Raw genomic sequence first — 14,113 nt, 5'->3', positions numbered from 1 at the left:
AAAAAAGGGGAAGATGGCTTTGCCTGGCGCCATCTTCCCCAAACTTCAGTGAGCGACGGATGAGCGCTCACCTGCGATGTTCACATCCCTGTGGAATCTTGCTCGACAAGACTCACTCCGTAAGGTCCGCATGGTGCATGCGGAAAGTTTCAGTTCCAGATGGACACGTCCTGTGCATCGACCTTGGCGGGCAACAGTTTTTCCTTGAAGAAGGCGTCCGCGATCTTCTGCTGCTCGCTCAGGCTGTCCCGGTCGACCTTACGCACGTCGTAGCTGCGCCGGGCGTTGGCCTTCTCGACGATGGCCGGGTCCAGGTTGCCCCACAATGGCCCGAGGATGCGCGCCGCTTCCTGTGGATTGGCCCGCAGCCATTGGCCGGTGCGGGCCAGTTCTTCGAAGAGGGTTTCCAGTACCTGTGGGTGCTGTTTGGCGAATGCGTTGGAGGCCAGGTAGTAGCGCTTGTAGTCCGCCAGGCCGGTTCCATCGGCCAGGGTGCGGGTGTGCAACTGTTGTTGCGCGCTGCTGAGGAAGGGCTCCCAGGCGACCCAGGCATCCACCTTGCCGTTCTCGAAGGCGGCCCGGCCATCGGCCGGGGTCAGGTAGGCGGGTTGGATGTCATTGAAGGAAAGACCGGCCTTGGCCAGGGCAGCCAGCAACAGGTAGTGGCTGCCTGCCGCCTTGGTCACTGCGATTTTCTTGCCTTTCAGGTCACCGAGGCCGCGCAGGGCCGAGCCCTCGTGCACGAGGATCGCCTGCGCCGTGGGTGATGGGGTTTCCTGGGCGAAGTAGGTCAGCTTGGCGCCGGCGGCCTGGGCGAATACCGGCACGGTGTCGGCCACGTCGGCGGAGACATCGATGTTGCCGACGTTCAGTGCTTCGAGCAGCGGCTGGCCATTGGGAAACTCGTGCCAACTGATGCGGATGCCTTGCTTGCCCAGCGCTTGTTCGAGGGTGCCCTGGCTTTTCAGCAGGCTGATGAGTGTCGAGGACTTCTGGTAGCCGATGCGCACCTGGGTGTCGGCTTCGGCGGTCCAGGGCAGGGCGGTGAAAATACCCAGCGCCAGCCCGAGGGCCAGCAAGGGGCGACGTTTGCTTCGCAGAGACATGGAGTACCTCTATTTATGACTGCAGCCTGTCCTGGCTGGAGGAAATCGATCGGCGCGTTCAGTGCCGTGCTGCGAAAGCTATACGATCTAAAAAAATGAAAATAAATAATTTTTAGGAATTAGCTTAGAGGCGCGTCATTGTGGCCCATATTCTTTTTTAGAATTTATTTCTAATTAAATATTCTTTTTAAGAATTTAAACGGGTGCTTACTCTTGTCATCAGGCTTTCATAAAGCGTCCCGCGCAGAAGCCAGGGAATAGGCCAAGGCCGTTGGAAAGCGGCTGGTCCATAAGAAATCAAGTCCTGTAACTGGAGCATCGAGCATGAACAAATCTACCTTGGCACTGGCTGTCTCTCTGGGTGTGATCGCCCAGCAGTCGAGTGCGGCCGGTTTTATCGAAGACAGCAAGGCGAGCCTGGGATTGCGTAACTTCTATTACGACCTGAACACCACGGATACGGCGAACAACAATGCCGAAGCACGCGAGTGGGGGCAGGGCTTCATCTTCAACTATCAGTCTGGCTTTACCGAAGGCACGGTGGGTGTCGGGGTCGATGCGGTCGCTCTGCTGGGTGTGCGTCTCGATGGCGGAAGCCGGACCGGCAAGGTCGGTCGCGACCGGACGCCAGGGCAGTTGTTCCCGACGGACAGTGACGGCAGTGCCGTGCGTGACTACAGCAAGGCCGGAGCAACCCTGAAACTGCGCCTGTCAAAGACCGAGGCGCATATCGGTACGCTTCAGCCCAAGTTGCCGGTCGTGACGTTCAACGATGGCCGACTGCTGCCGCAATTGTTCGAGGGTGGCCAGATCACCTCGAAGGAAATCGATGGCCTGAGTGTGGTCGCCGGACAACTGGAGCACACCAAGACCCGCAGCTCGACGGACAGCGTGTCGCTGGGCGTGCCGGGCGCCGCTGCCGCTGCGCGCAGCAACAAGTTCTACTATGCCGGTGGTGACTATCAACTGACCAAGGACCTGACCGCGCAGTACTACTACGGCAACCTTGAGAACTTCTACAAGCAGCACTTCCTCGGCCTGCTGCACAGTTGGGCATTGCCGGTCGGCTCGCTGAAAACCGACCTGCGTTATTTCGACAGCGGTTCTGACGGCAAGAACGGCAGCGCTGCTGGGCGTGCCGATGGCTACCGGGGTGCTGGGTACTGGACGAATGCCGCCAAGGCCGGAGAGATCGACAACCGTACCTGGAGCGCACTGTTTACCTACGGGTATCAAGGGCATGAGTTGAGTGCGGGTTATCAGAAGGTGTCTGGAAACAGCGCGTTCCCGTACCTGAGCGAGGGCGGCGGTGCGACGGCCTACCTGATCACCGACCGGCAGATCGGTTCGGGTGGCAAGTTCCTCAGTGCCGGCGAGCGCACCTGGTTGGCCGGTTATGCCTATGACTTCGGCCAGGTCGGCGTACCTGGCCTGAAGGCTTCGGTCGTGTACCTCTCCGGCGACCAGATCGACAACGCCCAAAGCGGCCGCAAGGAATGGGAGCGCGACCTGCGGGTTGACTACACCTTGCAGGACGGCGCTTTGAAAGGTCTCGGCCTGTCCTGGCGCAATGGTTACCTGCACAGCAATGTTGCCAACACTGCGCAGGAAAACCGCCTGATCGTCAGCTACACCATTCCGCTGCTTTGAGGCATCGCCCCGCACTGCCGTCGACTGGCTGTGCGGGGTGTTTTACCCGTGTGTTTACGTGTGGGTGTACCTTCGCCGGACCTTGGTCCGGCTTTTTAATGGATGAGTTTTAATATTCTTTTTTAGGATAAATAAATCATTATTTATTCTTTTTAATTTCTACGATTCCTGAGCATAGTGTCTTCACGCAAACAGACAACCTCAGGAGCAAGGCAAATGAGTATTCGACTTGGCGATATCGCCCCCGACTTCGAGCAGGACTCCAGTGAAGGGCGTATCCGTTTCCATGAATGGCTGGGCGACAGCTGGGGCATCCTGTTCTCCCACCCCGCCGACTTCACCCCGGTCTGCACCACCGAGCTGGGTTTCACCGCCAAGCTGAAGGACGAGTTCAGCAAGCGCGGCGTCAAGGCCATCGCACTCTCGGTGGACCCGGTCGAGTCCCACGTGAAGTGGATCGACGACATCAACGAAACCCAGAACACCCTGGTCAACTTCCCGATCCTGGCCGATGCCGACCGCAAGGTCTCCGACCTCTATGACCTGATCCATCCCAATGCCAACGACACCCTGACCGTGCGTTCGCTGTTCGTCATCGATCCGAACAAGAAGGTCCGGCTGACCATCACCTATCCGGCCAGTACCGGGCGCAACTTCAACGAAATCCTGCGTGTGGTCGACTCCCTGCAACTGACCGACAGCCACAAGGTCGCGACGCCGGCCAACTGGCAGGACGGCGACGAGGTGGTGATCGTGCCGTCGCTGAAGGACGAAGAAGAGATCAAGCAGCGTTTTCCCAAGGGCTATCGCGCGGTACGTCCCTACCTGCGCCTGACGCCGCAACCCAACCGTTGATTCCATACGCAGTCGTTCAGGGGGCGTGTGATGCTGGTTGTATCTCTTGCGGGCAGTCCGAGTGAGCGTTCGCGTGGTGGTGTGGTGCTCGACAAGGCCAGGGCATGGCTGGAGGCGCGTGGCGTCGAAGTGGTCACCTATGGCGTGCGGGACTTCGACGCACAGGACCTGCTCTATGCACGCTTCGACAGCCCTTCGGTGCTGCGCCTGCGCGAGCACATTGCCGAGGCCGATGGCTTGCTGGTGTCGACACCGATCTACAAGGCTTCGATTGCCGGTGCGCTGAAGGTGATTCTCGACCTGCTGCCCGAGCGCGCCCTGGCGGACAAGGTGGTGCTGCCGATCGCCAACGGCGGCAGCGAAGCGCACCTGCTGGCGGTGGACTATGCGCTCAAGCCGGTGCTGGCGGCGCTCAAGGCCCAGGAGGTGCTGCAGGGCGTGTATGCGGTCGATCGCCAGGTCAGCTATGCCGAGCAGGAGCGCCCGGCGCGCCTGGAGGATGGTTTGCAGCAACGCCTGGACGATGCCCTGGCGCAGTTCCACGAGATTCTGCTGCGGCGTCCGCGCACGCTGGCGCCGGAGACGCTGTACGAGCGCCTGGTCCAGTCGCGCTGGAGTATCTGATCTTTCCTGTACCCGGACAGACTCCGGGCCAGGTTCGCTTATCGCTGACCGCCGTTGCGGTCGAGCATTACCTTCCTGCCCGCCAACGGGTAGCCGGTGATGGCCATTCAATGATCTGAAGGAGAGTGCCATGCGTACTATCACTTTGCGCCGGAGCCTGGCGGCTCTGTTCGCCGCGGCCATTACCTTTGGTGCCATCACTCAGGCCCAGGCCGAGTCGTTGCGCATCGGCTACCAGAAATACGGCACGCTGGTGCTGCTCAAGGCCAAGGGCACGCTGGAGAAGCGCCTGGCCGAGCAGGGCATCGACGTGCAATGGACCGAGTTCCCGGGGGGGCCGCAGTTGCTCGAAGGGCTGAACGTCGGCTCCATCGACTTCGGCGTGACCGGGGAAACGCCACCGGTGTTCGCCCAGGCGGCAGGTGCCGACCTGCTCTATGTCGCCCATGAGCCGCCAGCCCCGACCGGCGAAGCGATCCTGCTGCCCAAGGAGTCGCCGATCAAGTCGGTGGCCGAACTGAAAGGCAAGCGCGTGGCGCTGAACAAAGGCTCCAACGTGCATTACCTGCTGGTGCGCGCGCTGGAAGATGCCGGCCTGAAATACAGCGATATCCAGCCGGTCTACCTGCCGCCCGCCGATGCGCGTGCCGCCTTCGAGCGTGGCAGCGTGGACGCCTGGGTCATCTGGGACCCGTTCCAGGCAGCCGCCGAGAAGCAGTTGAACGCACGCACCCTGCGCGACGGCAGCGGGCTGGTCGACAACCACCAGTTCTATCTGGCGACCCGCACCTTCGCCGAGAAACATCCGCAGGCGGTCATCGCCTTGGTGGAGGAAATCCGTGGGGTGGGCGAGTGGGTCGGCAGCAACCTGGACGAAGCCACCGCGCAAGTGCAGCCGCTGATCGGCCTGCCGACCGACATCACCCGCCTGGCCGTCGAGCGGCAAGGCTACGGCGCTACGTTCATCAGCCCTGATGTGGTCGAGGCGCAGCAGAAGATCGCCGACGCCTTCACCGACCTGAAGCTGATTCCCAAGCGCCTGAGCATCAAGGACGTGATCTGGACGCCGCCGGCCGCTGCCACGGCGGAGCACGCCCACCACGCCCACTGAACCGGGCAAGCCACGGGGTGCCTGCGGGCGCTCCGTCCTGTACCGCTTGAACGATGTCGCTCCGCATGGGAGCGACCGGAATGACGAGATCACGAGATCACATCAATGAGTCTGAATATTTTCTGGTTTCTGCCTACACACGGCGACGGTCACTACCTGGGCACTTCCCAGGGCGCGCGCGCGGTCGATCATGGTTATCTGCAGCAAGTGGCCCAGGCGGCGGACCGGCTGGGCTACGGCGGCGTGCTGATCCCCACCGGACGCTCCTGCGAGGATTCCTGGCTGGTGGCGGCGTCCCTGATCCCGGTGACGCAGAAACTCAAGTTCCTGGTGGCGCTACGCCCCGGCATCATTTCGCCAACGGTGGCGGCGCGCCAGGCCGCGACCCTGGACCGCCTGTCCAATGGCCGGGCACTGTTCAACCTGGTGACCGGCGGCGATCCGGAGGAGCTGGAGGGCGATGGCCTGCGCCTGTCCCACGCCGAGCGCTACGAGGCGTCGGTGGAGTTCACCCGTATCTGGCGGCATGTACTGGAAGGCGAGAATGTCGATTACGAAGGCAAGCACCTTCAGGTCAAGGGTGCGCGGCTGCTTTATCCGCCGGTCCAGCGTCCGCGTCCACCGCTCTATTTCGGTGGCTCTTCCGATGCGGCCCAGGACCTTGCCGCCGAGCAGGTCGAGCTGTACCTGACCTGGGGCGAGCCGCTGGAGGCCGTGGCCGAGAAGATCGCCAGCGTGCGGGAAAAGGCTGCGCAGCAGGGGCGAACCCTGCGCTTCGGGATTCGCCTGCACGTGATCGTGCGTGAAACCAGCGAAGAAGCCTGGCAGGCCGCCGAGCGTCTGATCAGCCACCTGGACGACGACACCATCCAGCGCGCCCAGGCTTCCCTGGCGCGCTATGACTCGGTGGGCCAGCAGCGCATGGCGGCACTGCACCAGGGCGACCGCAACCGCCTGGAGGTCGCGCCCAACCTGTGGGCCGGTGTCGGCCTGGTGCGCAGTGGCGCCGGGACCGCGCTGGTCGGCGATGCCGCGACCGTGGCCCAGCGGATCAACGAATACGCGGCACTGGGCATCGATACCTTCATCTTCTCCGGCTATCCGCACCTGGAGGAGTCGTACCGGGTGGCCGAGCTGCTGTTCCCGCTGCTCGACGTGGCACCGCAGCAGACGCCGGAAAACCTGGCGCCGGTGGCGGCCGCTGGCGAGATGATCTCCAGCGACATTCTGCCCAAGGGCGCTTCGGCGCAGTGACCATGGCCATCAGGGAAATGACTCATGAGCGATAGAACCCATCAACTGATTCTGCGCCTGGCCCCCTGGGCGCTGCCGGTTGTCTTGCTGGCGATCTGGCAACTGTCGGTCAGTGCCGGGCTGCTGTCCACGCGCATCCTGCCGGCACCGAGCGCGGTGCTGGCGGCGGGCTGGCAACTGCTGTCCAGTGGCGAGATCTGGACCCACCTGGCCATCAGTGGCTGGCGCGCCGGGATCGGTTTCGCCATCGGCGGCGGCATCGGGCTGCTGCTGGGCTTCATCACCGGCCTGTCGAAATGGGGCGAGCGCTTCCTCGACAGTTCGGTGCAGATGATCCGCAACGTGCCGCACCTGGCGCTGATCCCGCTGGTGATCCTGTGGTTCGGCATCGACGAGAGCGCGAAGATCTTCCTGGTCGCGCTGGGCACGCTGTTCCCCATCTACCTGAATACCTACCACGGCATTCGTAACGTCGATCCGGCGCTGGTGGAAATGGCGCGTAGCTATGGCCTGTCCGGCTTCGCCCTGTTCCGCCAGGTGATACTGCCCGGTGCCTTGCCGTCGATCCTGGTCGGTGTGCGTTTCGCCCTGGGCTTCATGTGGCTGACGCTGATCGTGGCCGAGACCATTTCGGCCAGCTCGGGCATCGGCTACCTGGCGATGAATGCCCGTGAGTTCCTGCAGACCGACGTGGTGGTGCTGGCGATCCTGTTGTACGCGGTGCTCGGCAAGCTGGCCGATGTGGCGGCGCGTGGCCTGGAACGTATCTGGCTGCGCTGGCACCCGGCCTATCAGAGCAAGGGGGACCGGGCATGACCGTCCTGCACAATCTCAAGCGTGGTATTCCCCTGTTCGTCGATGGCTTGCGCAAGTCCTTCGGTGAGCGTGAGGTGCTCAAGGGCATCGATCTGAACATTCCCGCCGGGCAGTTCGTGGCAGTGGTCGGGCGCAGCGGCTGCGGCAAGAGCACGCTGCTGCGCCTGCTGGCCGGGCTCGACAAGCCGACCTCCGGGCGCCTGTTGGGTGGGGCTGCGGCACTGTCCGAGGCGAGCGACGACACCCGGCTGATGTTCCAGGATGCGCGCCTGCTGCCCTGGAAGAAGGTCATCGACAATGTTGGCCTGGGGCTTTCCGGCGACTGGCGGCCACGTGCCTTGCAGGCGCTGGCTTCGGTCGGCCTGGCCGAACGCGCCAATGAATGGCCGGCGGCGCTGTCCGGTGGGCAGAAGCAGCGAGTGGCGCTGGCGCGGGCACTGATCCACGAGCCCCGCCTGCTGTTGCTCGATGAACCCCTTGGCGCGTTGGATGCCCTGACCCGTATCGAGATGCAGCAACTGATCGAACGTCTGTGGCAGCAACACGGTTTTACCGTGCTGCTGGTGACCCATGACGTCAGCGAGGCAGTGGCAATCGCCGACCGCGTGATCCTGATCGAGGAAGGGCAGGTGGGACTCGACCTGACCGTCGACCTGGCGCGCCCACGCAACCGGGGCTCGGCACGTTTGGCGGCGCTGGAGTCGCGCGTACTCGATCAGGTGCTGGAGCGCCCCGCGCCACCGGAACAACCCGATCCCGTTTCACCCCTCCCGACGCAGTTGCGTTGGGCGCTTTAAAAACAGCTTGAAGCGCGCCGTCGAGCGCCGGAGGCGAAGCCGCCTCCAGCGACCGGCCCAGCGCTCAGGGCTTCTTTCGAACCGAGGAGAAATACCATGACCATCAAGGCAATCAACGTCCGCAACCAGTTCAAAGGCACCATCAAGGAAATCATCATCGGCGACGTACTGTCGGAAATCGATGTACAAACCGCGGCCGGCACCGTGACGTCGGTCATCACCACCCGCTCGGTGCGCGAGCTGGAACTGGTGGTGGGCAGCGAGGTGATCGCGTTCGTCAAATCCACCGAGGTTTCCATCGCCAAGCTCTGAGTCGGTCGCAGCAGGGTGCGCCATGCGCACCGCTTTCACCGTATCGGTGCGCATGGCGCACCCTGCTGCGAGGTTCTCAGAAGGAGCCGATGATTCGTCCGAGGACAGCCATTGCCTGCTCGCTACGGGCATCCCAGGGGTGCCCGTGGTTCAGGCGTGCGCAGTTCTCGAAACGGCGGGTCGCCGAGAAGATCGGACCGGGCGCCAGGCTGATGCCTTGTGCCAGCGCCTGCTGGAACAGGCGCAACGAGTCGACGCGCCGAGGGAATTCGAACCATAGGAAGTAGCCGCCGTTCGGCTGCGTTACCCGCGTGGTCGCCGGAAAATGCCGCGCCGCCGAGGCCAGCATGGCAGCCTGCTGGGTCTCCAGTGCGTGCCGTAACTTGCGCAGATGGCGGTCGTAGCCACCGTGTTGCAGGTAGTCGGCCAGCGCCGCCTGGGCCGGAACGGACGGGGAAATGGTCGTCATCAGTTTCAGTCGGGTGATCTGCTCCGCGTAGCGGCCTCCCGCCACCCAGCCGACCCGATAGCCGGGCGCCAGGCATTTCGAAAAAGAACCGCAGTGCATCACCAGGCCTTCGCTGTCGAAGCTTTTCACCGGCCTTGGCGGTTGCGGGCCGTAGTACAGCTCCGCGTAGACATCGTCTTCGATCAGCGGCACCTGGTGCTGTTTCAGCAGTTCATAGAGGTTGCGTTTCTTCTCTTCGCGCATGCTGGCGCCGAGCGGGTTCTGCAGGCTGCTCATGAACCAGCAGGCCTTGATCGGCAAGTGCTGCAGGCTGTCGCGCAGGATGGACAGGTCCATGCCGTCGCGTGGATGTACCGGAATTTCCACCGCCTTGAGTTCCAGCCGTTCGAGCACCTGCAAGGTGGCGTAGAAGGCCGGCGACTCGATGGCGACCAGGTCGCCTGGGCGCGTCACGCATTGCAGGCACAGGTTCAGGGCTTCCATCGCGCCGTTGGTGATCACCAGTTCCTCGGGCGGCAGCATGACGCCGCTGACCATGTAGCGCAGCGCCAACTGGCGGCGCAGGTCGGGGTTGCCGGCGGTCATGTCGGAAATGATCGCGTTGGGAGACGCCAGGTTTCGCAGCCCATGTGCCATGGAGCGGGCCAGGCGGGCGAGGGGGAACAGGTCCGGACTGGGGAAGGCTGAGCCGAATGGCACGGTGGCCGGGTCGCGCAGCGAGCCGAGGACGGAGAACACCAGTTCGCTGACGTCGACCTCGGTGGTGCGCGCTTCATGGGTGTCGTGCTGCACTTCCGGCAGCGGCTTCTGCGCGTGCTGGCGCACGAAATAGCCTGAGCGCGCCCGGGCCTGGATCAGCCCCCGGTCCTCCAGCAGGTAGTAGGCCTGGAAAACCGTGGAAGGGCTGATGCCGTAGGTCCTGCTGGCGTGGCGCACCGAGGGGACTTTCTCGCCGGGCGCCAGTACCCCGCTGCGTATCAGTTCGGCGATTTCATCGGCGAATTTTTCATAGCGCTTCATCGGGTACGGCTTCCTGGGTTGGCGAGATCATCCGGTGCCTGTGCACTGGCGGCCTCGTTCGTCAGCGGTTGATCGGAGAGACGAAGGTACTGCGTGTGCTGGCACTAATCGAGGGGTCATCCAGGTCATTGACGGCGAAGCGCAGGCTTTCCGAACTGCTGACCTTGCCTTGCCCAGCCAAGGCGACACTGACCGGCAGGTCGATGATTTCGCCCGGTTCCAGGCGTATTTCGTGGGCACCCTGCAGGCTGAACGGGCCTGCACCGGCAAGTGACAGACCGTAGCGGCGCGCTTGCTGGGTCTTGTTGATGATCTTCAGGCGGTAGATGTTCTCGATCTGCCCCTGGCTGTTCTCGCGGAACAGTCCGCGGTCCTTGGTCACGTCGAGTGAGACCAGCGGGCGGGCGTCCAGCGCCCAGACGAAGGCACCCAGCATGATCGCCAGCATGGCCGCATAACCGACCAGGCGTGGGCGCAGCAGGCGTGTCGCCTGGCCGGCCATGGCATGTTCCGAGGTGTAGCGGACCAGGCCGCGCGGGTAGTTCATCTTGTCCATCACCGTGTTGCAGGCGTCGACGCAGGCGCCGCAGCCGATGCAGTCGAGTTGCAGGCCGTCGCGTATGTCGATGCCGGTCGGGCACACCTGCACGCAGACCGTGCAGTCGATGCAGTCGCCCAGGCCTTCGTCGCGGTACGCCGCGCCTTTCTTGCGCGGGCCACGGCTTTCGCCACGGGCGCTGTCATAGCTGACGATCAGGGTGTCGGCATCGAACATGACGCTCTGGAAGCGTGAGTAGGGGCACATGTCGCGGCAGACCTTTTCACGCAGCCAGCCGGCGTTGATGTAGGTGGCCGCCGCGAAGAACAGCACCCAGAAGGCCGTGGTGGCGCCGATCTGCAGGGTGGCGATGTCCAGGGTCAGGTCCCGGATCGGGGTGAAGTAGCCGATGAATGTCAGCCCGGTGGCCAGGCTGACCGCCAGCCATAGCCCATGCTTGGCGCCGCGCTTCAGCAGCTTGCCGGCGGACCACGGCGCCGCGTCCAGCTTGATGCGCTGGTTGCGGTCGCCCTCGGTGACCTTTTCCGCCCACATGAAGACCCAGGTGAAGACGCTCTGCGGGCAGGCATAGCCGCACCAGACCCGGCCGGCGAAGACCGTGATGAAGAACAGGCCGAAGGCGCAGATGATCAGCAGGGCGGAAAGCAGGATGAAATCCTGTGGCCAGATGGTCGTGCCGAATATGTAGAACTTGCGTCCGGCCAGGTCCCAGAGCACGGCCTGGCGATCACCCCAGTCGAGCCAGGCCGTGCCGAAGAACAGCAGGAACAGCAGCCCGGCCCCGGCCAGGCGCAGATTGCGGTACAGACCGGTGAAACTCCGGGTATGGATGGCGCCTCCGGCCTGGGCGGGTGTCAGGCGGGCAGGGTGGACACTGGAGTTTTCCAGGATTTTGGCGGGTATGACGTCGCTCATTCTTGTTGCCTCATCAGGCATTTCTACGGTGAGCGAATGATCGGCAGTGTGGCTGTATTGGAAACAGATTCAGGTTTTTAAATAAAAACCATGTCAGATGGTGGGCGTGTGTCGCCTTGTGAGGCTCCAGGCCAGTTGCTGCAGGGGTTTACGACGCTGTGTGCGGCGAGCCAGTTGGGCCACTGTGGCAAATGACCACATCGATTGAGGTGTTTTCAGGGTGTGGGCAGGAAAACCTGTCGCGATGGCTCTGGAAAAGGCATTGCACGGGAATTTTGCGTCCCCGGACGCAGCGAAATAGATTGACAAGAATTTCCTGTAAAAGATAATGCGATGAATTCCTATTTGGTGTTGTCACAGGTGAGACGCTGATGCCGACATCACCTGAGCACACCAGGGCTGTGCAGGTCGTTCGCCCCGTTGTCCTGGCTGTCTTGTCGCAATGCTCGACACGCCTCGTGGCAAGGATCTGCACCGACGGAATACCCGGACGATGCACGGACGCCGGGAACCCCAGTTCATCTCATCGCAGGAGGATGCTGCCATGATCGATACCGCCGTAGAACGCATAGACCGGATGCTGGCAGGCTTGCCGACACGCGCCCGCCGGGCATTTCTGCTCAATCGCCTGGAAGGTCTGCCCCGACAGATGATTGCCGAGCGCCTGGGCGTATCCCAGGGCACCGTGGAGCGCGACTTGCGCCGCGCCTTCATTCACTGCCTGGCGCCGAGTGGTGAATGTCGGTGAGCCAAGCCAGGGTCGACCCGGTCACCCGCGAAGCCATCGACTGGCTGTTGCGGCTGGATGCCGGCTACGCCCGTGCGGGAGAGCGACAGGCATTCAATGCCTGGCTCGACAGTGACCCGCAACATATGGAGGCCTGGCGCCGTGTCAGCGGCCTGCTGCAAGAGCCGCTGGCCGAACTGCAAAGCGCCGAAGCCCTTCATCCGGGGCAGATGGAGGCGGCCAGTCGCCTTCTGGCCGGACAAGGCCTCCGGCGCCAGCGCTTCGTGTGGCTCGGCCTGGCCTTGCTGGCCGTAGCGGCACTGGCACTGGCACTGGCCGTGTTCCTGCTCTGACAGGCGATGCAGGGCTGGTCAGCCCTGCTCTCGCTCCCTGACCCAGAACAACGTGGCAGCCGCAACGGCTGCGGGCATGATCAGCAGGTTCAACAAGGGCACCAGCAGCGCGGCATAGGTGATCGCACCGAAGCTCAGGCAGCGCCAACGACGCTCGCGCAGCCAGGCGAGCATGTCCTGCCAGCTCATCTTGTTGTTGTCCGCCGGGTAGTCGATGTACTGCACCGCCATCATCCAGACACCGAACAGCAGCCACAGCGGCGCCGCCAGGATGTTGAGCACGGGGATGAACGACAGCACCAGCAAGGCCAGCGCCCGTGGCGCGAAATAGGCCAGCTTGCGCAGTTCACGGCCTACCGTGCGAGGCAGCATGGCGGCCAGTTCGGCCCAGTCGAAGGGCGGGGCATTGTCTTCTCCGCGCACCACTTGCTCGACCTTCTCGGCCAGGAAGCCATTGAAGGGGGCGGCAATGATGTTGGCCAGCATGGTGAAGGTGAAGAAGATGATCAGCAGCGCCAGGACGACGAACAGTGGCCACACCAGGTATTCCAGAAAGGCCAGCCAGTCCGGCAGGCGCGGCATGATCGCATCGACCCAGCCCGAGAACCTGCTCACGGCGAACCAGATCAGCGCGCTGAACAGCAGCAGGTTGACGCTGATTGGCAGGATCACGAACAGGCGCAGGCCAGGGCTGAGCACCAGGCGCAGGCCTTCCCTCAGGTATTGCGGGCCGGACAGCGTGGCCGCTGTCAGTCGATTGCCGCTCATTTGCGCTGCAGGGGCGACTGGTCGAAGCGCACTTCGTCCAGGCCGTGCTCGATCAGCGCCCGGATATTGCCGTGGTCGGTGCCCGAGGGGGTTTCCAGCACGCTGCGGTAATGCTCGCCGAAGGCCAGCAACGCTTCTTCGGTCGAGAGGCCTTCCAGTGTAGCCAGGCCGAGGGTCTTGCACGAGCCTTCGTTGACACCCGCCGCATTCTCCACTCCGCCATTGATGAAGCGACTGGGCTGGTAGCTGTAGTGCTGTTCGATGAAGGCCAGGGTGTCCTTGAACAGGTGATCGTTGCTGCGCAGGCGGGTGCGGAAGTCTTGCAGGGAAGCGGTCATCTGGGGTTCCTTTGTTCGCGTGTCGCCGGTGATGGGTAAGGCTGGATGTGGTGGAGGATGGTTCAGTCGCGATGGGCGGTCAGGGTGATCGAGACCGACTCCGAGAAGCGCAGGGCATGCGGCTTGTCCACCTCGACCTCGGCATAGCGCACACTCTCGTGCTGCATGACAAGGTCGAGGATTTCCTGTGTCAGCCGTTCCAGCAGTGCGAAGCGATTGTCCTCGACGTGCTGGATGATGGCCTTGGTGATGGTGCGGTAGTTCAGGGCGTGTTCGATGACGTTGTCACGCACGGCGTCGGTGGCCGGGTAGAGGATCGTCAGGTTGATGATGACGTCCTGCCGGTTGAGGATTTCTTCTTCCTTGATGCCGATGAAGGTGCGCAGGCTCAGGTTCTTCACGCGGATGCGGGCCAGGCCGGGTTCGAGTCGTGGCATGA

16 protein-coding genes are annotated in these 14,113 nt (G+C 63.1%); 10 read left to right on the top strand and 6 right to left on the bottom strand.

Features of this window, described 5'->3' with window-relative positions; genetic code table 11:
- Positions 1–149: 149 nt before the first annotated feature.
- Positions 150–1,106 carry an aliphatic sulfonate ABC transporter substrate-binding protein gene (locus tag HW090_RS03845; RefSeq protein ID WP_179112234.1) on the bottom strand — a complete coding sequence of 319 codons (957 nt, stop codon included), beginning with the start codon at positions 1,104–1,106 and terminating at the stop codon, positions 150–152.
- A gap of 324 nt (positions 1,107–1,430) precedes the next feature.
- Between HW090_RS03845 and HW090_RS03840 the strand changes: the two genes are divergently transcribed.
- The 8 genes from HW090_RS03840 (at position 1,431) to HW090_RS03805 (ending at position 8,525) form a co-directional block, all read left to right on the top strand.
- The gene (locus HW090_RS03840; RefSeq protein WP_179112233.1) at positions 1,431–2,756 is read left to right on the top strand and encodes an OprD family porin; all 1,326 of its coding nucleotides are present in this window, start codon (positions 1,431–1,433) and stop codon (positions 2,754–2,756) included.
- A 216-nt stretch (positions 2,757–2,972) separates the two neighbouring features.
- On the top strand, positions 2,973–3,611 hold the full coding sequence (locus HW090_RS03835) for a peroxiredoxin (RefSeq protein ID WP_179112232.1): 639 nt from the start codon (positions 2,973–2,975) through the stop codon (positions 3,609–3,611).
- 30 nt (positions 3,612–3,641) lie between these two features.
- On the top strand, positions 3,642–4,235 hold the full coding sequence (gene ssuE / locus HW090_RS03830) for an NADPH-dependent FMN reductase (protein WP_179112231.1): 594 nt from the start codon (positions 3,642–3,644) through the stop codon (positions 4,233–4,235).
- A gap of 130 nt (positions 4,236–4,365) precedes the next feature.
- A complete protein-coding gene (locus HW090_RS03825) occupies positions 4,366–5,346 on the top strand; it encodes a sulfonate ABC transporter substrate-binding protein (protein ID WP_179112230.1) in 981 nt (326 codons plus the stop codon).
- A 105-nt stretch (positions 5,347–5,451) separates the two neighbouring features.
- Positions 5,452–6,600 (top strand): FMNH2-dependent alkanesulfonate monooxygenase, encoded by a 1,149-nt coding sequence (gene ssuD / locus HW090_RS03820; protein WP_179112229.1) that lies wholly within the window; start codon positions 5,452–5,454, stop codon positions 6,598–6,600.
- A gap of 24 nt (positions 6,601–6,624) precedes the next feature.
- A complete protein-coding gene (gene ssuC, locus HW090_RS03815) occupies positions 6,625–7,416 on the top strand; it encodes an aliphatic sulfonate ABC transporter permease SsuC (protein WP_179112228.1) in 792 nt (263 codons plus the stop codon).
- A complete protein-coding gene (ssuB, locus tag HW090_RS03810; RefSeq protein WP_179112227.1) occupies positions 7,413–8,213 on the top strand; it encodes an aliphatic sulfonates ABC transporter ATP-binding protein in 801 nt (266 codons plus the stop codon). Before ssuC ends, ssuB begins: the two co-directional genes overlap by 4 nt.
- A gap of 96 nt (positions 8,214–8,309) precedes the next feature.
- Positions 8,310–8,525 carry a molybdopterin-binding protein gene (locus HW090_RS03805; RefSeq protein WP_131183328.1) on the top strand — a complete coding sequence of 72 codons (216 nt, stop codon included), beginning with the start codon at positions 8,310–8,312 and terminating at the stop codon, positions 8,523–8,525.
- Positions 8,526–8,601: 76 nt separating this feature from the next.
- On the opposite strand, the gene mapR is transcribed toward HW090_RS03805, so the two are convergent.
- Both mapR and ccoG read right to left on the bottom strand, forming a co-directional pair.
- Positions 8,602–10,014 carry a GntR family transcriptional regulator MpaR gene (mapR, locus tag HW090_RS03800; RefSeq protein ID WP_179112226.1) on the bottom strand — a complete coding sequence of 471 codons (1,413 nt, stop codon included), beginning with the start codon at positions 10,012–10,014 and terminating at the stop codon, positions 8,602–8,604.
- A 61-nt stretch (positions 10,015–10,075) separates the two neighbouring features.
- Positions 10,076–11,488, bottom strand: coding sequence for a cytochrome c oxidase accessory protein CcoG (ccoG, locus tag HW090_RS03795; protein ID WP_179112225.1), 1,413 nt, complete (start codon positions 11,486–11,488; stop codon positions 10,076–10,078).
- A 442-nt stretch (positions 11,489–11,930) separates the two neighbouring features.
- On the opposite strand from ccoG, the gene HW090_RS03790 reads away from it, so the two are divergent.
- Both HW090_RS03790 and HW090_RS03785 read left to right on the top strand, forming a co-directional pair.
- Complete coding sequence (locus HW090_RS03790; protein WP_179112224.1) at positions 11,931–12,236, top strand: sigma-70 family RNA polymerase sigma factor; 306 nt, start codon at positions 11,931–11,933, stop codon at positions 12,234–12,236.
- Positions 12,227–12,568, top strand: coding sequence for a DUF4880 domain-containing protein (locus HW090_RS03785; protein ID WP_256930739.1), 342 nt, complete (start codon positions 12,227–12,229; stop codon positions 12,566–12,568). The genes HW090_RS03790 and HW090_RS03785 overlap by 10 nt, the downstream gene beginning before the upstream one ends.
- Before the next feature lie 18 nt (positions 12,569–12,586).
- Here the strand turns inward: HW090_RS03785 and cysZ are convergent, their stop codons facing one another.
- From cysZ to folX, 3 genes are all read right to left on the bottom strand, one after another.
- The gene (gene cysZ, locus HW090_RS03780) at positions 12,587–13,336 is read right to left on the bottom strand and encodes a sulfate transporter CysZ (RefSeq protein ID WP_373416363.1); all 750 of its coding nucleotides are present in this window, start codon (positions 13,334–13,336) and stop codon (positions 12,587–12,589) included.
- Positions 13,333–13,674 (bottom strand): HopJ type III effector protein, encoded by a 342-nt coding sequence (locus HW090_RS03775; RefSeq protein ID WP_179112223.1) that lies wholly within the window; start codon positions 13,672–13,674, stop codon positions 13,333–13,335. Before HW090_RS03775 ends, cysZ begins: the two co-directional genes overlap by 4 nt.
- Before the next feature lie 62 nt (positions 13,675–13,736).
- A complete protein-coding gene (folX, locus tag HW090_RS03770; protein ID WP_179112222.1) occupies positions 13,737–14,111 on the bottom strand; it encodes a dihydroneopterin triphosphate 2'-epimerase in 375 nt (124 codons plus the stop codon).
- Positions 14,112–14,113: the final 2 nt, after the last annotated feature.

Source organism: Pseudomonas sp. ABC1 (assembly GCF_013395055.1).
Taxonomy (GTDB): domain Bacteria; phylum Pseudomonadota; class Gammaproteobacteria; order Pseudomonadales; family Pseudomonadaceae; genus Stutzerimonas.
Note: the sequence above shows the minus strand (reverse complement) of the source record. Positions and strands in the feature narration are given on the sequence as shown.